Annotated in this window: 19 protein-coding genes; 16 read left to right on the top strand and 3 right to left on the bottom strand. The window is 60.3% G+C overall.

Annotation, left to right across the window (positions count from 1 at the left end):
- Window positions 1-10: 10 nt before the first annotated feature.
- The 7 genes from rpsT (at window position 11) to rlmN (ending at window position 12,108) form a co-directional block, all read left to right on the top strand.
- Window positions 11-319, top strand: coding sequence for a 30S ribosomal protein S20 (gene rpsT / locus SynPROS71_RS11110; protein ID WP_186595121.1), 309 nt, complete (start codon window positions 11-13; stop codon window positions 317-319).
- A 61-nt stretch (window positions 320-380) separates the two neighbouring features.
- Window positions 381-1,166, top strand: a complete 786-nt coding sequence (locus SynPROS71_RS11105; RefSeq protein ID WP_186595120.1) for a TatD family hydrolase — start codon at window positions 381-383, stop codon at window positions 1,164-1,166.
- Between the two features lie 273 nt (window positions 1,167-1,439).
- A complete protein-coding gene (rpoB, locus tag SynPROS71_RS11100) occupies window positions 1,440-4,733 on the top strand; it encodes a DNA-directed RNA polymerase subunit beta (RefSeq protein WP_186583348.1) in 3,294 nt (1,097 codons plus the stop codon).
- Between the two features lie 48 nt (window positions 4,734-4,781).
- On the top strand, window positions 4,782-6,686 hold the full coding sequence (locus tag SynPROS71_RS11095) for a DNA-directed RNA polymerase subunit gamma (RefSeq protein ID WP_186595119.1): 1,905 nt from the start codon (window positions 4,782-4,784) through the stop codon (window positions 6,684-6,686).
- Between the two features lie 51 nt (window positions 6,687-6,737).
- Window positions 6,738-10,838 (top strand): DNA-directed RNA polymerase subunit beta', encoded by a 4,101-nt coding sequence (locus SynPROS71_RS11090; protein WP_186595118.1) that lies wholly within the window; start codon window positions 6,738-6,740, stop codon window positions 10,836-10,838.
- Window positions 10,839-10,906: 68 nt separating this feature from the next.
- Window positions 10,907-11,059 carry a chlorophyll a/b-binding protein gene (locus tag SynPROS71_RS11085; RefSeq protein WP_186583345.1) on the top strand — a complete coding sequence of 51 codons (153 nt, stop codon included), beginning with the start codon at window positions 10,907-10,909 and terminating at the stop codon, window positions 11,057-11,059.
- On the top strand, window positions 11,056-12,108 hold the full coding sequence (gene rlmN, locus SynPROS71_RS11080) for a 23S rRNA (adenine(2503)-C(2))-methyltransferase RlmN (RefSeq protein ID WP_186595117.1): 1,053 nt from the start codon (window positions 11,056-11,058) through the stop codon (window positions 12,106-12,108). Before SynPROS71_RS11085 ends, rlmN begins: the two co-directional genes overlap by 4 nt.
- A 7-nt stretch (window positions 12,109-12,115) precedes the next feature.
- Here the strand turns inward: rlmN and SynPROS71_RS11075 are convergent, their stop codons facing one another.
- A complete protein-coding gene (locus SynPROS71_RS11075; protein ID WP_186595115.1) occupies window positions 12,116-13,417 on the bottom strand; it encodes an MFS transporter in 1,302 nt (433 codons plus the stop codon).
- 24 nt (window positions 13,418-13,441) lie between these two features.
- On the opposite strand from SynPROS71_RS11075, the gene SynPROS71_RS11070 reads away from it, so the two are divergent.
- From SynPROS71_RS11070 to SynPROS71_RS11045, 6 genes are all read left to right on the top strand, one after another.
- Window positions 13,442-13,588, top strand: coding sequence for a hypothetical protein (locus SynPROS71_RS11070; RefSeq protein ID WP_186598111.1), 147 nt, complete (start codon window positions 13,442-13,444; stop codon window positions 13,586-13,588).
- A gap of 15 nt (window positions 13,589-13,603) precedes the next feature.
- Complete coding sequence (locus SynPROS71_RS11065; RefSeq protein WP_186595113.1) at window positions 13,604-14,413, top strand: HEAT repeat domain-containing protein; 810 nt, start codon at window positions 13,604-13,606, stop codon at window positions 14,411-14,413.
- Between the two features lie 70 nt (window positions 14,414-14,483).
- Window positions 14,484-14,687: a DUF2997 domain-containing protein gene (locus SynPROS71_RS11060; protein WP_186595112.1), complete on the top strand. Its 204-nt coding sequence runs from the start codon at window positions 14,484-14,486 to the stop codon at window positions 14,685-14,687.
- A complete protein-coding gene (locus SynPROS71_RS11055; RefSeq protein ID WP_186595111.1) occupies window positions 14,687-15,079 on the top strand; it encodes a DUF1257 domain-containing protein in 393 nt (130 codons plus the stop codon). The genes SynPROS71_RS11060 and SynPROS71_RS11055 overlap by 1 nt, the downstream gene beginning before the upstream one ends.
- 16 nt (window positions 15,080-15,095) lie before the next feature.
- The gene (locus tag SynPROS71_RS11050; RefSeq protein WP_186595110.1) at window positions 15,096-15,494 is read left to right on the top strand and encodes a ferredoxin; all 399 of its coding nucleotides are present in this window, start codon (window positions 15,096-15,098) and stop codon (window positions 15,492-15,494) included.
- Between the two features lie 5 nt (window positions 15,495-15,499).
- Complete coding sequence (locus SynPROS71_RS11045) at window positions 15,500-16,708, top strand: aldo/keto reductase (protein WP_186595109.1); 1,209 nt, start codon at window positions 15,500-15,502, stop codon at window positions 16,706-16,708.
- Here SynPROS71_RS11045 and rsmG read toward each other — a convergent pair.
- Window positions 16,684-17,448, bottom strand: coding sequence for a 16S rRNA (guanine(527)-N(7))-methyltransferase RsmG (gene rsmG, locus SynPROS71_RS11040; RefSeq protein ID WP_186595108.1), 765 nt, complete (start codon window positions 17,446-17,448; stop codon window positions 16,684-16,686). The genes SynPROS71_RS11045 and rsmG overlap by 25 nt on opposite strands.
- A gap of 60 nt (window positions 17,449-17,508) precedes the next feature.
- On the opposite strand from rsmG, the gene SynPROS71_RS11035 reads away from it, so the two are divergent.
- Both SynPROS71_RS11035 and SynPROS71_RS11030 read left to right on the top strand, forming a co-directional pair.
- Window positions 17,509-18,039, top strand: a complete 531-nt coding sequence (locus tag SynPROS71_RS11035) for a J domain-containing protein (RefSeq protein ID WP_186595107.1) — start codon at window positions 17,509-17,511, stop codon at window positions 18,037-18,039.
- Window positions 18,026-18,247, top strand: coding sequence for a DUF3143 domain-containing protein (locus SynPROS71_RS11030; RefSeq protein ID WP_186598055.1), 222 nt, complete (start codon window positions 18,026-18,028; stop codon window positions 18,245-18,247). The genes SynPROS71_RS11035 and SynPROS71_RS11030 overlap by 14 nt, the downstream gene beginning before the upstream one ends.
- Here the strand turns inward: SynPROS71_RS11030 and bioA are convergent.
- The gene (bioA, locus tag SynPROS71_RS11025; RefSeq protein ID WP_255442134.1) at window positions 18,231-19,517 is read right to left on the bottom strand and encodes an adenosylmethionine--8-amino-7-oxononanoate transaminase; all 1,287 of its coding nucleotides are present in this window, start codon (window positions 19,515-19,517) and stop codon (window positions 18,231-18,233) included. The two genes, SynPROS71_RS11030 and bioA, sit on opposite strands and share 17 nt — an antisense overlap.
- 28 nt (window positions 19,518-19,545) lie before the next feature.
- Between bioA and SynPROS71_RS11020 the strand changes: the two genes are divergently transcribed.
- Window positions 19,546-19,863 (top strand): hypothetical protein, encoded by a 318-nt coding sequence (locus SynPROS71_RS11020; protein ID WP_255442133.1) that lies wholly within the window; start codon window positions 19,546-19,548, stop codon window positions 19,861-19,863.
- The last annotated feature ends 11 nt before the right edge of the window (window positions 19,864-19,874 follow it).

Below are 19,874 nucleotides of genomic sequence, written 5' to 3'. Positions count from 1 at the left end.
CAAAGGCTCTGTGGCCAATAACAAGTCCTCAAAGAAGCGCGTCGAGATCGCTGAGCGCAACCGCCTTCAAAACAAGGCTTACAAGTCGTCGATGCGCACCCTGATGAAGCGCTGCTTCAGTGCATGTGAGGCCTATAGCGCCACCCCTGGCGATGAGGCCAAAACCAGCGTTCAATCCAGCATGAACGCAGCGTTCAGCAAGATTGACAAAGCCGTGAAGCGTGGTGTTCTCCATCGCAATGCGGGTGCCCATCAGAAGGCCCGTTTGAGCGTGGCAGTGAAGAAGGCGATCGACCCAGCACCCGCTAGTGCCAGCTGAACTCCGGAACAGTTCCAGCTTTCGGCAGAATGGGTTCTGAAGGCGCGTTTCAGAACCCGATATGGCAGTTCCCTCCCTCATCGACAGTCACTGTCACATCGTCTTCAGGAATTTTGATGAGGATCTTGATGCTGTCGCGTCGCGGTGGCGTGACGCCGGCGTCACGTCGTTGTTACATGCTTGCGTAGAGCCTTCGGAAATCCCTGCGATTCGCGCGCTCGCGGATCGGTTCCCGGAGATGCGGTACTCGGTGGGTGTCCATCCGCTTGATACGCAGCACTGGGCTGAGGACACGCAAGCTGTTCTGCGGGAAGCCGCCTGCGCCGATGATCGGGTGGTGGCCATCGGTGAACTTGGCCTCGATCTTTTTCGTGACAACAACCTTCCTGAGCAGTTGGCCATCCTTCGCCCCCAGCTCGATCTGGCGGTGGAGCTCAACTTGCCCGTGATCGTGCACTGCCGCGATGCGGCCGAGCCCATGCTGGAGGAGTTGCGTGCTCGTCAGGCCCGAGGATGCTGTCCTGCTGGGGTGATGCACTGCTGGGGCGGGACTCCAGAGGAAATGCATCAGTTCCTGGATCTCGGCTTCTACATCAGCTTCAGTGGCACGGTCACCTTCCCGAAAGCTATCCCCACTCACGATTGCGCCAGGCAGGTCCCCCAGGATCGGTTCCTTGTCGAGACGGATTGCCCTTTCCTGGCACCGGTCCCCCGTCGGGGGAAGCGCAACGAGCCGGCCTTTGTTGCGGCAGTGGCATCCCGCGTCGCTGAGCTCAGAGAGCAAACCCTTGAACAGGTGGCCATGACCAGCACGGCCAATGCGAGGACGCTGTTCAGGCTTCCCTGACCATCGATCAGAAGCGTTGAGGCGGAAGTGTAAGATGTTTTATTGGCCTGGCCAGATGCAGTTCACTGTTCTCTGGCTTCCGAAGCGTCCATTACCGATCGGTGCATTGACGACGTCAGCTGTTCTGACCCGAGTGTTCTGAAACCAATGTTGCGGTGGTTGTTCCCCCTCGGGGAGCGACTTTGCTGTCTTGGTTGAAGGTTCACAGCGGTTCGTTCAGTTCTTCCCTTCAGGCCCTTTTTACGTCCACCTTCTGATACTGCAGGTCTCCGCATGAGCAGCAGCGCGATTCAGGTCGCCAAGACCGCCACCTATCTCCCTGATCTGGTGGAGGTGCAGCGGGCCAGTTTCAAGTGGTTCCTGGAGAAGGGCCTGATCGAAGAACTGGAGAGTTTTTCGCCGATCACCGACTACACAGGAAAGCTCGAACTTCATTTCGTCGGCAGTGAGTACCGACTGAAGCGCCCCCGCCATGACGTGGAGGAGGCCAAGCGTCGCGATGCCACCTTCGCTTCTCAGATGTATGTGACTTGCCGGCTGGTTAACAAGGAGACCGGTGAGATCAAGGAGCAGGAGGTCTTCATCGGCGAGCTCCCGCTGATGACCGAGCGAGGCACGTTCATCATTAATGGTGCTGAGCGCGTGATCGTGAACCAGATCGTTCGCAGCCCCGGTGTTTATTTCAAGGACGAGCAGGATAAGAACGGACGCCGCACGTACAACGCGAGCGTGATTCCGAACCGCGGCGCTTGGCTGAAATTTGAAACAGATAAGAACGATCTTTTGCACGTTCGAGTTGATAAGACCCGGAAGATCAATGCCCATGTGCTGATGCGCGCCATGGGCTTGTCTGATAACGATGTGATCGACAAGCTCCGTCATCCGGAGTACTACAAAAAGTCGATTGAAGCGGCCAACGACGAAGGGATCAGCTCTGAAGACCAAGCTCTGTTGGAGCTTTACAAGAAGCTCCGTCCGGGTGAACCTCCCTCAGTGAGCGGCGGTCAGCAACTGCTTCAGACCCGTTTCTTTGATCCCAAGCGTTACGACCTCGGCCGGGTCGGTCGTTACAAGATCAACAAGAAGCTTCGCCTCACGATTCCTGACTCGGTTCGCACTCTCACCCACGAGGACGTTCTCTCCACCCTCGACTATCTGATCAATCTTGAGCTCGATGTGGGCGGGGCCAGCCTCGATGACATCGACCATCTCGGCAACCGTCGCGTGCGATCCGTTGGCGAGCTTCTGCAGAACCAGGTGCGCGTGGGTCTCAACCGACTCGAGCGGATCATTAAAGAGCGCATGACGGTCGGCGAGACCGATTCCCTCACCCCTGCCCAGCTGGTGAATCCCAAGCCGCTTGTCGCGGCGATCAAGGAATTCTTCGGTTCGAGCCAGTTGAGCCAGTTCATGGATCAAACGAACCCGCTGGCTGAGCTCACGCACAAGCGCCGCATCTCCGCCCTCGGTCCTGGAGGTCTCACCCGTGAAAGGGCTGGCTTCGCCGTGCGCGATATCCATCCGTCCCACTACGGCCGCCTCTGCCCAATTGAGACGCCCGAAGGCCCTAATGCTGGTCTGATTAATTCCTTGGCCACCCACGCCAGGGTCAACGAGTACGGCTTCATCGAAACTCCCTTCTGGAAGGTGGAGAACGGCCGGGTTCTCAAGCAGGGTGATCCCATCTATCTCTCCGCTGATCTGGAGGATGAGTGTCGTGTGGCCCCTGGCGATGTCGCCACGGACAGCGATGGCGCGATCCTGGCGGACCTCATTCCCGTTCGTTACCGCCAGGATTTCGAGAAGGTGCCGCCGGAGCAGGTGGATTATGTGCAGCTCTCACCCGTTCAGGTGATCTCCGTTGCCACCTCGCTGATTCCTTTCCTGGAGCACGACGATGCCAACCGTGCCCTGATGGGATCGAACATGCAGCGTCAGGCGGTGCCTCTTCTGCGCCCCGAACGCCCCCTGGTCGGCACGGGCCTGGAAACCCAGGTTGCTCGCGACTCCGGCATGGTTCCCATCTCCCGGGTCAATGGCACCGTCACCTTCGTGGATGCCACCGCGATCGTCGTCCGAGACGAAGACGGAGTGGATCACTCCCACTATCTGCAGAAGTACCAGCGTTCGAATCAGGACACCTGTCTCAACCAGCGTCCGATCGTGCGTCAGGGCGACCCGGTGATCGTGGGTCAGGTTCTTGCGGATGGCTCAGCTTGCGAAGGCGGTGAAATCGCTCTTGGTCAGAATGTTCTGATCGCATACATGCCCTGGGAGGGATACAACTACGAGGACGCGATCCTCGTGAGTGAGCGTCTGGTCAATGATGATTTGTACACCTCGGTGCACATCGAGAAGTACGAGATCGAGGCCCGTCAAACCAAGCTTGGCCCTGAAGAGATCACTCGGGAAATTCCCAATGTGGCCGAAGAAAGTCTTGGCAATCTCGATGAGATGGGCATCATCCGCATTGGTGCCTTCGTGGAGAGCGGCGACATCCTGGTGGGTAAGGTCACTCCCAAAGGTGAGTCCGACCAACCTCCTGAAGAGAAACTGTTGAGAGCGATCTTCGGAGAGAAAGCGCGCGACGTTCGCGATAACTCACTGAGGGTTCCCAGCACCGAGCGCGGCAGGGTGGTGGATGTGCGCATCTACACCCGTGAGCAAGGTGATGAGCTCCCCCCCGGCGCCAACATGGTGGTCAGGGTCTACGTGGCTCAACGCCGCAAGATCCAGGTGGGCGACAAGATGGCCGGTCGTCATGGCAACAAGGGGATCATCAGCCGGATTCTTCCCCGGGAAGACATGCCTTACCTCCCCGACGGCACTCCCGTTGACATCGTTCTGAACCCTCTGGGTGTGCCAAGCCGCATGAACGTCGGTCAGGTTTTCGAACTGCTGATGGGCTGGGCAGCGGCAAATCTTGACTGTCGCGTGAAGGTGGTTCCGTTTGATGAGATGTATGGGGCTGAAAAGTCTCAGCAGACCGTGGAGGCCTACCTCAAGGAGGCGGCCAAGCAGCCAGGCAAGGAATGGATCTACAACCCAGATGATCCCGGCAAGCTTCAACTGATTGATGGCCGCAGCGGCGAGCCCTTCGATCAGCCTGTTGCTGTGGGTTACTCCCACTTCCTCAAGCTGGTCCACCTGGTGGATGACAAGATCCACGCCCGTTCCACAGGTCCTTACTCCTTGGTGACGCAGCAACCCCTGGGCGGCAAGGCTCAGCAGGGCGGCCAGCGTCTGGGTGAGATGGAGGTTTGGGCGCTTGAGGCCTATGGCGCGGCGTACACCCTGCAGGAACTGCTCACGGTCAAGTCCGACGACATGCAGGGACGCAATGAGGCTCTGAACGCCATCGTTAAGGGCAAGCCGATCCCCAGGCCCGGCACTCCGGAATCCTTCAAGGTGCTGATGCGCGAACTCCAGTCCCTGGGTCTGGATATCGCCGTGTTCACTGATGAAGGCAAGGAGGTGGATCTCATGCAAGACGTGAATCCGCGTCGCAGCACCCCAAGTCGTCCCACCTACGAATCCCTCGGCGTTGCGGATTACGACGAGGACTGACGGACTGACGAACGATCTGACACAACGCTTCTTCTCCCTTAACCGTCAATGACAAACAGCAATCTCCGCACCGAAAACCACTTCGACTACGTCAAGATCACGCTTGCTTCCCCTGACCGGGTGATGGAGTGGGGGCAACGCACCCTTCCCAATGGTCAGGTGGTGGGTGAGGTCACCAAGCCCGAAACCATTAACTACCGCACACTCAAGCCGGAGATGGACGGCTTGTTTTGCGAAAAAATCTTCGGACCTTCCAAAGACTGGGAGTGTCACTGCGGCAAATACAAACGTGTCCGTCACCGCGGCATCGTTTGTGAACGTTGCGGTGTCGAGGTAACCGAGAGCAGGGTGCGTCGTCACCGCATGGGCTTCATCAAGCTCGCTGCTCCTGTGTCCCACGTTTGGTATCTCAAAGGCATTCCCAGCTATGTGGCCATCCTGCTGGATATGCCGCTGCGGGATGTTGAGCAGATCGTTTACTTCAACTGCTATGTGGTGCTGGATCCCGGTGACCACAAAGACCTGAAGTACAAGCAGCTCCTCACGGAAGATGAGTGGCTGGAAATCGAAGATGAGATCTACGCCGAAGATTCAGAGATTGAAAATGAGCCCGTTGTGGGCATCGGCGCCGAGGCTCTCAAGCAGCTACTGGAAGATCTAACCCTTGATGAGGTAGCCGAGCAGCTGCGCGAGGAGATCGCCGGCAGCAAGGGGCAGAAGCGGGCGAAGTTGATCAAGCGCCTGCGCGTGATTGATAACTTCGTGGCCACCAACGCCCGGCCGGAATGGATGGTGCTGGACGTGATTCCGGTGATTCCGCCCGATCTGCGTCCGATGGTGCAGCTCGACGGGGGCCGTTTCGCCACCTCCGACCTGAATGACCTCTACCGCCGGGTCATCAACCGCAACAACCGTCTGGCCCGCCTCCAGGAAATCCTGGCCCCTGAAATCATTGTCCGCAACGAGAAGCGGATGCTGCAGGAGGCTGTTGATGCACTGATCGACAACGGCCGCCGCGGTCGCACTGTGGTCGGTGCCAACAATCGACCTTTGAAGTCCCTCAGCGACATCATCGAGGGCAAGCAAGGGCGCTTCCGTCAGAACCTCCTCGGCAAGCGTGTCGACTATTCAGGTCGATCCGTGATTGTGGTTGGTCCCAAGCTGAAGATGCATCAGTGCGGTCTTCCCAAGGAGATGGCGATCGAGCTCTTCCAGCCGTTCGTGATCCATCGCTTGATCCGTCAGAACATCGTCAACAACATCAAGGCTGCGAAAAAGCTCATTCAGCGCGCCGATGATGAAGTAATGCAGGTGCTGCAGGAAGTGATCGACGGGCACCCGATCATGCTCAACCGTGCGCCCACGCTTCACCGTCTGGGCATCCAGGCCTTCGAGCCCAAGCTGGTCGACGGTCGTGCCATTCAGCTCCACCCCCTGGTCTGCCCGGCCTTCAACGCCGACTTCGACGGAGACCAGATGGCTGTGCACGTGCCCCTGGCGATTGAAGCGCAGACCGAGGCACGCATGTTGATGCTGGCCAGCAACAACATTCTGTCTCCAGCGACTGGCGAACCGATCATCACCCCCTCCCAGGACATGGTTCTCGGCGCTTACTACCTCACGGCTCTGCAGCCCGATATCCAGACGGTTGAGTTCGGTGATCGTTCACGTACGTACTCAGATCTTGAGGATGTGATTCATGCTTTCGAAGACAAGCGCCTCGGTCTGCATGACTGGGTTTGGGTGCGCTTCAACGGTGAAGTTGAAGATGACGACGAGCGTGAAGAGCCTGTGAGCAGTGAAACGCTCGCGGACGGTACCCGTTTCGAGCAGTGGACTTATCGCAGAGACCGCTTTGATGAGGATGGAGCGCTGATCAGCCGTTACATCCTCACAACCGTGGGCCGCGTGGTGATGAATCACACGATCATCGACGCGGTGGCAGCCACCTGACGCTCAACTTCGATTCGCTCGTCTTTTTCTTCCTCTCCTCTCAGCGCTGTCATGACTTCCACTCCTTCCAAGTCCCGCAAGTCTTCTAAGGGATCCAAGGCCTCGAAGGCCGCCAAGGCTGCTGCCTCTGCTCCTGAGACCCGTCCTCTGGCAAAAACTCCACCCCCCTTCCGCAACCGGGTTGTGGATAAGAAGGGTCTTAAGCAGCTAGTGGCCTGGGCTTACAAGCATCACGGCACCGCGGCCACATCGGCCATGGCCGACCAGCTCAAGGATCTCGGATTTCGTTACGCCACCCAGGCGGCTGTCTCCATCTCCGTGGACGACCTCAAGGTCCCGGAAGCGAAGCAGAACCTGCTTGGACAGGCTGAGGAGCTGATCACCGCGACGGAAGAGTCCTATCGCCTCGGGGTGATTACTGAGGTTGAGCGCCACACCAAGGTGATTGATACCTGGACGGAGACCAATGAGCGTCTGGTGGATGCGGTCAAGAAGAACTTCAATCAGAACGATCCGCTCAACTCCGTGTGGATGATGGCCAACTCCGGCGCCAGGGGAAACATGTCCCAGGTGCGCCAGTTGGTGGGTATGCGCGGCCTGATGGCGAACCCCCAAGGGGAGATCATCGACCTGCCGATCCGTACCAATTTCCGTGAGGGACTCACCGTCACGGAGTACGTGATCTCCTCCTACGGCGCGCGCAAAGGTCTGGTTGATACAGCCCTGCGCACGGCCGACTCCGGCTACCTCACCCGCCGACTCGTGGATGTGGCGCAGGATGTGATCGTCCGCGAGGACGATTGCGGGACCAGCCGTTGCATCTTGGTGAAGGCCGAAGACGGCAAATACGGCAGTCGACTGGTGGGACGTCTCACCGCCGATCAAGTGGTGGGTGCTGATGGCGAGGTGTTGGCTGAGCGCAACACCGAAATCGATCCACCCCTCTCCAAGCGCTTCGAGAAAGCGGGCGTTCAGGCGGTGAGCGTGCGTTCACCGCTCACCTGTGAGGCCAACCGTTCCGTCTGCCGCAAGTGCTACGGCTGGGCGCTGGCTCACAACGAGCTGGTCGACCTCGGTGAGGCAGTCGGCATTATTGCCGCTCAATCCATTGGTGAACCGGGCACCCAGCTCACCATGCGGACGTTCCACACCGGAGGTGTGTCCACCGCCGAGACCGGTGTGGTGCGCTCAAAGTTCGAAGGAACGGTGGAATTCGGTGCCAAGGCGCGCGTGCGCCCCTACCGCACCCCCCATGGCGTTAACGCCCAGCAGGCAGAGGTTGATTTCAACCTCACGATCCAGCCCTCTGGCAAAGGCAAGCCCCAGAAGATCGAGATCACCAACGGTTCTCTGCTTTTCGTGGACAACGGTCAGGCCATCGACGCCGACGTCACCGTTGCTCAGATCGCAGCCGGTGCGGTGAAGAAAAGTGTGGAGAAAGCCACCAAGGACGTGATCTGCGACCTGGCTGGACAAGTCAGCTACGACCCCTCCATCCAGCCCCGTGAGGTCACCGACCGTCAGGGCAACATCACCCATAAGGCCCAGCGACTCGGCCGGATGTGGGTGCTGGCTGGCGATGTGTACAACCTGCCGCCGAATGCGCGTCCGGTGGTGACCGCCGGCGCGACTGTGACGGAGGGCCAGGTGCTTGCTGAGGCGAGTCAGGCGACTGAGTACGGCGGCGCGATTCGCCTGCGTGAAGCCCTTGGTGATTCCCGTGAGGTGCAGATCGTCACAACGGCCATGACTCTCAAGGATTTCAAACTCCTGGGTGAGTCAACCCACGCTGGTGAGATCTGGAATCTCGAGGCCAAAGACGGCACCCGTTATCGACTCAACACCATTCCCGGCAGCAAGATCGGCAGTGGCGAGGTGGTCGCTGAACTCAACGATGATCGGTTCCGCACCCAGACCGGTGGTCTGGTGCGTTTCGCTCCTGGACTCGCCATCAAGAAAGCTCGCTCTGCCAAGAACGGCTACGAGGTGAACAAGGGGGGAACCCTGCTCTGGATTCCCCAGGAAACCCATGAGATCAACAAGGACATCTCCTTGCTGATGATCACTGACGGCCAGTGGATTGAGGCTGGCACTGAGGTGGTCAAGGACATCTTTAGTCAGACGGCTGGCATCGTCACCGTCACCCAGAAGAACGACATCCTCCGCGAGATCATCGTTCGCAGCGGCAGCTTCCATCTCTGCACCGACAAGAAAGCGCTGGAGCGCTTCCAGGGTGATGGCGTGATGGTGAACCCCGGGGAGCCGATCGCCAAGGGGATCAACACCGAGACCATGGTTTTTGTGCAAACGGTGGAAACACCTGAAGGCAGCGGTCTCCTGCTCCGCCCGGTTGAGGAGTACACGATTCCAAACGAGGCTCAGCTGCCCGATCTGGGGCACGTCAAACAGCCCAATGGACCTCACCTTGGCCTCAAGGCCAGCCAGCGTCTTGCCTTCAAAGACAACGAACTGGTCAAGTCCGTGGAGGGTGTTGAGCTTCTGCGCACGCAGTTGATGCTGGAGACCTTCGACACCACGCCTCAGATGACTGTGGATGTGGAAGCAGTCCCCGACAAGCGCGCGAAGACGATCGAACGTCTTCAGCTCGTGATCCTCGAGAGCATCCTGGTTCGACGTGACACCATTTCCGACTCCAGCCACGGATCCACCCATACCGAGCTTCAAGTGGAAGATGGCCAGTCGATCAAGGCTGGTGAGGTGATTGCCACCACCCAGATCCTTTGCAAGCAGATGGGTGTCGCCCAGATGCCCGAGGCCACGGCTGAGGAGCCTGTGCGCCGCTTGATCGTGGAGCGTCCGGAGGACACGCTCACCATCACCACCAACTCCCAGCCTGTTGTGACCGTTGGTCAGCGCATCGTGGATGGAGAAGAACTCGCTGCAGGACATCCCTCCGACTGCTGTGGGGAAATTGAGAAGGTTGAGAGCAAGAGCGTCACCCTGCGTCTGGGCCGGCCTTACATGATCTCGCCGGATTCTTTGCTTCACGTCCGCGACGGTGATCTGGTGCAGCGTGGGGATGGCCTCGCTCTGCTGGTGTTCGAACGTCAGAAGACGGGTGACATCGTTCAGGGTCTGCCGAGGATCGAGGAACTGCTGGAGGCCCGCCGTCCTCGCGAATCAGCGATTCTCTGCAAGAAGCCAGGCACCGTTGAGATCAAACAGGGTGAGGATGATGAGAACACCACGGTGACGGTGATCGAGGCGGACGACGCCGTCTCTGAGTATCCGATTCTCCTGGGGCGCAACGTGATGGTGAGTGACAGTCAGCAGGTGACTGCTGGCGAGTTGCTCACTGACGGCCCCATCAACCCGCATGAGCTGCTGGAGTGCTTCTTCGAGGATCTGCGCAGCCGCAAGCCCTTGATGGAAGCGGCCCAGGAAGCCATCGCCAAGCTCCAGCACCGTCTGGTGACTGAGGTTCAGAACGTCTACAAGTCCCAGGGCGTTTCCATTGACGACAAACACATCGAAGTGATTGTTCGTCAGATGACCAGCAAGGTGCGCGTTGAGGATGCAGGGGACACCACCCTGCTGCCCGGTGAGCTGATCGAGCTCCGTCAGGTGGAGGACACCAATCAGGCGATGTCGATCACCGGAGGGGCTCCTGCCGAGTTCACCCCTGTTCTTCTTGGAATCACCAAGGCGTCCCTGAACACCGACAGCTTCATCTCCGCCGCGTCCTTCCAGGAAACCACCCGTGTTCTCACCGAAGCGGCCATTGAAGGCAAGAGCGATTGGCTGCGTGGACTCAAGGAGAACGTGATCATCGGTCGCCTGATTCCCGCTGGTACTGGCTTCAGCGGCTTTGAAGAAGAGCTGAAGGCCGAAGCCGGTCCGCATCCGGACATCCTTGCGGAGGATCCTGCTGGCTATCGCCGCATGCAGAACCTGCGTCCTGACTACACCGTGGACATGCCTGCGGCGCCAGTCGCTGATGCCACCGCGGTTCTTGACGATCCCAGCGATGCCGATCTGGAGGCCACCCGCAGTCGCCACGGCATTGAAGCTGGCAGCAACTTCGCTGCCTTCGCAAGGCCTGATGCCGACAACGAGCTGAAGGAAGATCAGGTGGTGGATGCTGAGGCTGTTGAGGGTCTGCAGGAAGAGGGGCTGCTCAGCGATGAATGAAGGGTGCGGCTTTCACCGCGATCGTCCGTCCAATCTCCCCAAACTGTCCCTCCAGGTCAGCCCTGCTCATGATTGAACCCACCACGATTCCCGTACGTCGCCTTCCCCGGTATGGGTTTCATACCCATACCGAACTGCTGAATGGCCGTATGGCCATGCTCGGGTTCATCGCGCTCTTGGCTGTGGAAATCAAGCTTGGCCATGGACTGCTGGTCTGGTGATCAGTACTGCGCAGTCCAAAACGCTGCTTGGGCTCGGGGCTTCTGAGCTGGAACGCTGGGCTGTCACCCATGGACAATCCGCCTTCCGGGGCCGACAGCTTCATGACTGGCTCTACGCCAAGGGAGCGCGAGATCTCCAGGAGATCACGGTGCTCCCGAAATCTTGGAGGGCGTCCCTTCAGGACAGTGGGGTGAGCATCGGACGCTTGAAGGAGCAGGACCGCAAGGTGGCCGCCGATGCCACAACCAAACTCCTTCTGGGAACCGACGACGGGGAAACGCTCGAGGCCGTTGGTATCCCCACCGATCAGCGCCTCACCGTGTGTGTCTCAAGCCAGGTGGGATGCCCGATGGCCTGCCGTTTTTGCGCCACAGGAAAAGGGGGGCTACAGCGCTCGCTTCACACCCACGAGATCGTCGCGCAGGTGCTGAGCGTGCGCGAAGTGATGCAACGCAGGCCATCCCATGTGGTGTTCATGGGCATGGGGGAGCCGCTGCTGAATATCGAGGCCGTTCTGGATGCGATTCGCTGTCTCAACGACGATCTCGGAATCGGTCAGCGCCGGATCACGGTGAGCACGGTGGGGGTGCCGCGCACGCTTCCCCAGTTGGCGGAACTGGCCATGGAGCGGCTTGGTCGCGCCCAGTTCACCTTGGCGGTGAGCTTGCATGCCCCTAACCAAACACTGAGGGAAGAGCTGATTCCCACGGCGCATGCCTACCCCTATGACGCACTCCTGGATGATTGCCGGCATTACTTGGCGATCACCGGCAGGCGGGTGAGCTTCGAATACATCCTGTTGGGCGGTCTCAATGACCATGCAGCTCATGCCGAGGAACTTGCTGATCGGGTCGGTGGTTTCCAGAGCCACGTGAATCTGATCGCGTACAACCCGATTGAAGAAGAAGAATTTCAGCGACCAAAGCGGGATCGCATCGAGGCATTCCGGCGCGTGCTGGAAGGTCGTGGGGTGGCCGTGAGCCTGCGCGCCAGTCGCGGGCTTGATCAAGATGCTGCCTGTGGACAACTCCGCCGACGCTCGCTCTGAGCGTGGTTCAGGTGGCATCTCGATTGGGATCGAAGGCTCCCCGTGGCAGTCGCTCTCGCCAGGGCGCCACGACCGTGAGTAAGAGCAGCGAGGGCACGGCGGCTGCGACCGTGAGGCCGAAAAAGCTGCTCCAACCCACCTGGGAGGCGACCAGGCCTCCGGGAGTGGACAGAACGGAGCGACTGAGGGCATAGATCCCGGAGAGCAGGGCGTACTGGGCTGCTGAAAAGCGCGGGTTGCACAGACTCATCAGTAGAGCCAGGAAGGCGCTCACCACCATCCCGCTGCAGAAGTTCTCCACGCTCACGGCGATCAACAGACCTTGGAAGCCACCTCCGAAACGAGCCAGAGCCCAGTAAGCCAGATTGCTGAAGGCTCCGATCACGCCATACACCCAGAGTGCTCGGTTGAGGCCAAGCCGGGAGAACCAGGCACCGCCCACCGCCGTGCCGGCCATGGCAGCGCCGATCCCCCATCCCCCCTGAATGGTCCCGATGGTTTCGGGGGAGAAGCCGCTCTGGATCAGAAAGGGCACCGCCATCAAGCCCAGCAGGCCATCGGGCCAGCGATAGAGCATCACCAGCACCAGGATCTGGAGGGCCCGTCGTGGTCCGGTTCGGCCGAGAAATTCACGGGCTGGCCCGAGTACGGCTTCCCGCAGGTTGGGCACGGGATGTTGAATCGCTTGCAACCGAGGCGCCAGCACGGTGATCGGTGCGATCGCCAGCATCAGAACGCCGGCTGTGGCGAAGGCGGCCTGCCAGCTAAAACGGCCGGCGATCAGGAACCCACCGGCGCCGATGAACAACATCGCACCGCGATATCCGAGTGTCGCCGCCGCTGCTCCTCCTCCCCTTTCCGCTTGGGGCAGCAGATCGGTTCGATAGGCATCCAGCACCACATCCTGGGAGGCGCTGAGGATGGCGACCCCTAGGGCCGTGAGCCCGATGGTCAGCACGACGGCCTGCGAGGCGCTTGGCTGCAGACGGGTGAAACTGAGGAGGCCGATCCCCAGGAGCACCTGAAGCAGGGCCATCCAGCCCCGCCGCCGGTCGGGCCAGGGAATCGCCCAGCGATCCATCAATGGGGCCCAAAACAGTTTCAGGGTGTAGGGCAGCTCCGTCAGCCCCAGCAAGCCCACCATGGCAACGGGGACACCGCTTGCGGTCAGCCACCCCTGCAATAGGGTGCTGATCGACATCAGTGGCAGCCCACTGGCGAAGCCTTCCACCCCGACGGCAAGGATGCGACGCCAGGCACCCGCCTGAAGCGCCTCGGAAGTTGGTCGTTCGTCAGTGCTGACGCTCATGCTGCTGCTCGCTTTCCGCGCAGAATGTTCGAAAACATTGACGCCGTGTCCTTTTTTCGTACCACCTTGCTGCCCATCCTGATCGTGGCGCTGTTCGCTCTGGCCCTGGTGGCTGTCAGTGCACGCATCTGGCTTCCTGGAGACATGCTGGCTCCCGCACCGATCAGCTGAGATTACGATCAGCACATGGGAGAGGCATTCAGCTCCAAAAGGAATGATGCGATGGCTGATCTGGCCATTGATCCTGATGTGCTCGCCAGTGAGCTGGCCGCTGAGTTGCTGGGGGATCCCCTCGATGACATCGCTCCAGATGACCCGGAGCATGATGCGCTTCAGGCAGCCAGAGCCTGTGATGAAGGACTGGAATGGCTGAATCAAGGCCATGACCAGTACCTGCAGGGTTTGCGTGTGTTCTGTGAGCACCGGGACCCCCGAGCTGTTCCCCTGCTGCTGCCGCTGCTGGACAATTCCTGCCCCGTAGTGCGGATGAGTGCGGTGTACGCCCTGGGGCGTAATCCCTCAACCCAAGCCGTTCAGCCCTTGCTCGGGCTTCTTCAGCTCGACAGCAACGCCTATGTCCGCAAGGCCACAGCCTGGAGTCTCGGCAATTACTCGGATGCTCCAGTTCTCAATCCCTTGATTCGCGCCCTGCAAACGGATGTGGCATCGGTGCGTCTTTGGGCCTCTGTCTCCCTCGCCGAGGCTGGTGGTACCTCCGCAGCAAAGGCCGATTTGGCTGCAGGGCAGTTGCTCGTCAGCCTCCAGATCGACGGTGAGCCCGTTGTGCGCAGCAACTGCATCTGGGCTCTTGCCCGCTTGCATGAACATCTGGTGAAACCTCGCCAGGATCAGGTGGTGGAGGCGTTTGTCAACGCACTGCTCAAGGATGGTGAGGCGACCGTTCGCGATGAGGCTCGAACGGCTCTTGAGCAGCTGGATGATCCCGAGCTTGTGGACCGATTGAAGACCCTTCTTGATGAGGGACTGCTGCTCTGAGCGGATCGGTTACAGGGCTCTCCAGACAAGGTCTCTCGCCTCTAGCATTTGTCCAACTCTGTGGTGGTGCATGCCTCAGCGCACAGTGCGATTCCGAATTCGTCCCGACGGTCGCGTCGAGGAAACGGTTGAGGGGATCGCCGGTGACGGCTGCCTGCAGCTCACGGATCGCCTGGAAGCGGCCCTTGGCATCGTTGAACGGCGCGAGTCCACATCCGAGGCGTTTGCCACCGCCCAAGACCTCCACCAGACCCAGTTCGTCGAGCCCTCCTGATGTCTCACTTCAGCACCGTCAAGACTGAACTTCGCCAGCTCGAGCCACTCCGTGGCGCTCTCGAAGACCTTGGTTATGCCCCTGATGCAGGCACGCAGACCGTGCGTGGTTACCGCGGTCAAACCGTGGACGCAGAGCTGATTGTTGCCATCGAGGGTGGTGCTGATTTCGGGTTCCGTTGGAATGCAACCAGCGGTGCCTACGAATTCGTGACCGATCTCGATCTTTGGCGTCAATCGGTCCCTGTGGAGCGTTTCCTGTCCCAACTCACCCAACGCTACGCACTGCGTGCCGTGCTCGAAGCCAGTCGTCTGGAGGGGTTTGATTTGGCGCACCAGACCACTGGTCAGGACGGTTCGATTGAACTGGTGGTGACCCGTTGGGACGCCTGATTCAGGCCTTCCAAGCGTGAAGGATCCGTCTGCAGCGGCTTATTCCGCCTCCTCTCTTGAAAGTCTCAATGTTTCGGGGTTCGAACCTGTCCTGGGTGGCGAGCTGCGTGAACGGGCTGTCTGGGTTGACGAGGCTGTGTGTATCGGCTGTCGCTATTGCGCCCACGTGGCTACCAATACCTTCGCGATCGAACCCAACCTCGGGCGTTCACGGGCTATTCGCCAAGATGGTGATAGCAGTGAACGGATTCAGGAAGCGATCGAAACCTGTCCTGTGGACTGCATTCACTGGGTTCAGTTCGACGAGTTGCCTGCACTGAGACGGCAGCTTGATGCTCAGGAGCTGCTTCCCCTCGGATTGCCGTCACCGGCAAGGCCGCGGCGGCAGTTGCCCCGCGGCACCCAAAGGGACTGACGCGTATGACTGGGACTGGTCTCCCGACCCGCCGATTCGGACGCACCGAGCTCTCCATGCCGGTTCTCTCCCTTGGAGGAATGCGCTTTCAGCAGAGCTGGAGCGATCTTGATGCGAAGGCGATCACGGTGCAGTCTCAGCAGTTGCTGCAACGCACCCTCGAACGTGCTGTCGACCTTGGTTTCCATCACATCGAAACGGCACGGCATTACGGAAGCTCAGAGCGGCAGCTGGGCTGGGCCATGCCTGATTGTCCTGACCCAGGCCGCATTCTTCAAACCAAAGTCCCCCCCCAGCAGGATCCTTCCCTGTTTGAGGCTGAGCTGGAGCTCAGCATGCAGCGGTTGGGGGTGCAGCGTGTGGATCTGCTCTCCATCCATGGCATCAACAGACGGGACCATCTCGCCCAGACGATCAGGTCAGGAGGTTGCCTCGAGGTGGTGCGGCGTTGGCAGGCGTCGGGGCGGATCGGTCATGTGGGTTTTTCCACCCATGGAGAGACCGATGTGATCGTGGAAGCGATTGAGACTGACGCCTTCGATTACGTGAACCTGCACTGGTATTTCATCCGGCAGGACAACGAACCGGCGATTGCTGCTGCGCACCGCCATGACATGGGTGTGTTCATCATCAGTCCGACAGACAAGGGGGGCCACCTGCACACGCCTGCACAACGGCTGATCGAGCTGACTGCCCCTTTCCACCCCATCGTCTTCAACGATCTGTTCTGTCTGCGGGATCAGCGTGTGCATACCCTCAGTGTGGGTGCAGCCTGCCCTCAGGATCTGGACTTGCATCTGGATGCTGTCAGTCGACTGGCTGACGCCCAGACACTCGTGAGTCCCATCGAGGCCCGCTTGCATCAGGCCGAGGTGGAGGCCCTCGGGCACGACTGGTTTAGCAGTTGGCGGCAAGGTCTTCCCGGATGGCAAACCACTCCCGGAGAGATCAATCTGCCCGTACTCCTTTGGCTCCATAATCTTGTAGAAGCCTGGGGCCTGGAGGGCTATGCCCGGGCCCGTTACGGCCTTTTGGGCAGGGCTGGGCACTGGTTCCCTGGGGCCAATGCTGATGCGCTTGATCGCGACGTGAGTGAGGACGACCTGGATGCGGCCTTGCTCGACAGTCCTTGGCGGTCCTCCATCCCAGAGCGTCTGCGCAACCTGCGTGAGCGGGTGGGAGGCGAACGTCAGGAGCGGTTGTCGTCAGCCTGAGCGCCGAGAGGCTGCTTGCCGGGAATGCCAACGGCACGTGGGTACAGCTTCGGTGTGGGCTTCTCGGGCATCAGCCGGATCACGGTGCGGGGGCCGCGTGCCGATGGCAGCTCACAGCGTTCAATCGCCACCGTTTTTGCTTTCAGCAAGGCGAGAGCAGGATCCAAATCGCTCTGGTCCTCCGGTTGCCAACGCCCTCGATAAAGCAAGGCCTGTCCGTTGGCATGCAGTAGCGGAACCAGATATTCGGCCACCACAGGAGCCGAGGCCACGGCCCGGGCCATCGCCAGATCAAACCGGCCTCTGCAGCTGGGGTCCTGCCCCGTCCGTTCCACCCGTTCGGTGCGGACTCTGACCCGTTCTGCCATCCCAAGGGAACGGGCCATGGCCGCCACCGCTGCGGTTTTACGGCCTACAGAATCCACCAAGGTCAGCTCCGCTCCTGGGAGAGCGATGGCGACCGCAAGGCCAGGGAATCCACCGCCAGTGCCGACGTCGATGCAGCGACGGGGTTGGTCGGCGGTGTCCAGTTCGGGTTGCAAAGGCCAGAGACTGTCCAGCACTTGGGTAATCCAGAAGTCTTCTCCCTCGACGAGCCTGGTGAGGTTCACCCTGCTGTTCCAGTCCCGCAGTAACTGCTGGAGAGCGATCAGTTGTTCGCGTTGCACCGAGTCAGGTGTCCAGCCCAGCTTGGACCAGAGCTCCTGCCCCGGAGCAGCGAACGGCGTTGACTCAGGCATAACGGCCCTCCCCTCTCTCCTTTCTAGAGTGTTTCTGTGCCCGGGGACTCCGCTCAACGCATGCCATCCTCGGTTCAGGATCTCAGCCATTACGAGCGCCTTGGAGTTCCCCAAGGCGCGGATACAGAAATGCTGCGGCAGGCCTTCCGCAGGCTCAGTAAAGCTGTGCATCCCGACACGACCCGTTTGCCGGCCAAGGATGCCGCCAGGCAATTCCGTCTGCTTCGGGAAGCCTATGAGCAATTGGCTGATCCGCGCTTGCGGCGTCTTTACGACGCAGCGCTGGAGGAGCGGAATGCCAGCGCTGTTGCGGCCAACGCCCCACCCTTGCCGGTGCCCCATGCGATCGGTCAGCGACGCCCCCTCTCCGGTGGGGAATGGACGTCGCTGCTCCTGCTCGCGGGGGCGTTGTTGCTCTGCCTCCTGCTAGGGGTCGGTGTGGCCTGGAATCGGGGGCTGGCGCTCCAGGTCCAGCCGAGTTGGCTGGTGGAAGAGCAGACTCGACTCATCGATGTCGATCCTGGTGGTTTTGATGGCACCGCTTCCTCCGCCAGAGACTCCGCTGAACCAGCACTCTCTGCAGGCTCTTGAAGAATGGCTGCGGGTTTTGGGGGCTGGACGCAGCGAGGACGATCTCTGTGACTGGATCTGGGAGCAGCCTGGATGGAGCGCTCGCTTGCGGCTGGATCAGGAGGGACTGGGAGTGACCTGGACGTCCTCCCAGCCCGCGAAGTCCTGCGCGTTTCCCTACGGACTGCCACGGAAGGATGTGGAAGCAGCCCTCAGGCTTGGTCCCTGAGGGCGTCTAGTCCGATTTCAATGCCTTCGTAGCACTGATCCAGCTGAGCATCGCTGATGCACAGGGGAGGCAAGAGATACACCACATCCCCTAAGGGACGAATCAGTACCCCGTGCTTTCGCACCAGGCTGCGCAGGATTTTCCCGGCGGGGTTGAGATACCCCTGGGTGCTCTCGGTCACAAGGTCGAAGGCTGCAATCGTTCCGCACAACCTTGGCCGTTGGACCTTGGGGTGGCCGGCCAAGCGTTCTAGACGGGGCTGATGCCTGTCTTGAAAGTTCTGGTATTTCTCAGGCTCGGCTTCGAGCAGGTCGAGACTGGCATTGGCGGCTGCACATCCCAATGGGTTGGCCGTGAAGCTGTGGCCATGCCACAGGGTTCGGGTGGGATCGCTCCCTAGGAATTCCTCGAAGATCGCCTCCTTGGCCATTGTGATTCCCATGGGCAGGAATCCTGCGGTCAATCCTTTGGAGAGCGCGACCAAATCGGGTTGGATTCCTGCCCGCTGGGATGCAAGCAAGGCTCCGCATCGGCCAAAGCCTGCCAGCACCTCATCGGCGATCAGCAAACTGCCCGCCTGTCGAACCCGCTGTTCTACGGCTTGCAGAAAGCCAGGACGGACCATGCGCATTCCTCCGGCTCCCTGGATCAGCGGTTCCAGGATCACGGCTGCTGTTGGTGTGGTCAGCGCTTGCTCCAGGGCCAGCAAGGCGTCCTGTTCGCGTTGGTCCACCGTGTCGTCGTCCCAGTGTGTGTGCGGCCAGGGCACCCGGGCGACGGGGAAGAGGAGCGGATCAAAGGGCTCGCTGAACAGGCTACGGGCGCCAACGGCCATCGCTCCGAAGGTGTCGCCGTGATAGGCCCCGTCAAAAGCGATCAGTTGCTGGCGAGGCTCTCCCCGGTTGTGCCACCACTGCACGGCGGTTTTCAAAGCCACTTCCACCGCTGTGGATCCGTTATCCGAGAAGAACACGCGATCGAGGCCGGTGTGCTGGGCCAAGCGTTGGGCGAGCCTTTCGGCCTGGGGATGGGTGAATTCCGCAAAGATCACCTGTTCCAGCGTGGCAGCCTGCTCGGCGATGGCTGCCGCTACCACCGGGTGCGCATGGCCGTGCAGAGTCACCCACCAGCTGCTGATTCCATCGATCAGGGGCTCCCCCTCGGCACGGTGCAGCAAGGCCCCTTCGCCCCGCACCACCTGCTCGAGTGGCGGAGTGGTGGTGATGGATGTGAAGGGTGGCCAGAGGTTGGGGTGGTGGTTCCGTGACACTGGGCATGCGCGACTGCCTGTTGTCATCATGAGCTTGCGTCCGGATGGTGCATCGATGGCCTTCACAGAAGCCAGCCGCCGTAATGGACAGCCAAGGTCTCGACGGTTTGTGGACCCCGCGACCTCCCAGCCTCGATGCCAGCAAGGCAGCGAGGGCTGTCGCAGCATTTTTTTCGAAGGAGGATGGCCCTCGATCAAGGCCCGGCTCGAGATGCGTGGCTGGTCCCCTTCCCAGGTGGAGCAGATCCACGAACAGTTGCGCCAGGGGTGGCCCCTCACCATGGCGGTGCGTCACGTGGCGCTGATGCTGGGCCGCTGTCCCATTCGCTCCAGGCCCATGGGTTGAGCCTGAATGGC

The organism is Synechococcus sp. PROS-7-1 (assembly GCF_014279795.1).
Taxonomy (GTDB): Bacteria; Cyanobacteriota; Cyanobacteriia; order PCC-6307; family Cyanobiaceae; genus Synechococcus_C.
The sequence above is the reverse complement of the archived record's forward strand: the minus strand, read 5'-3'. Positions and strand labels throughout refer to the sequence as shown.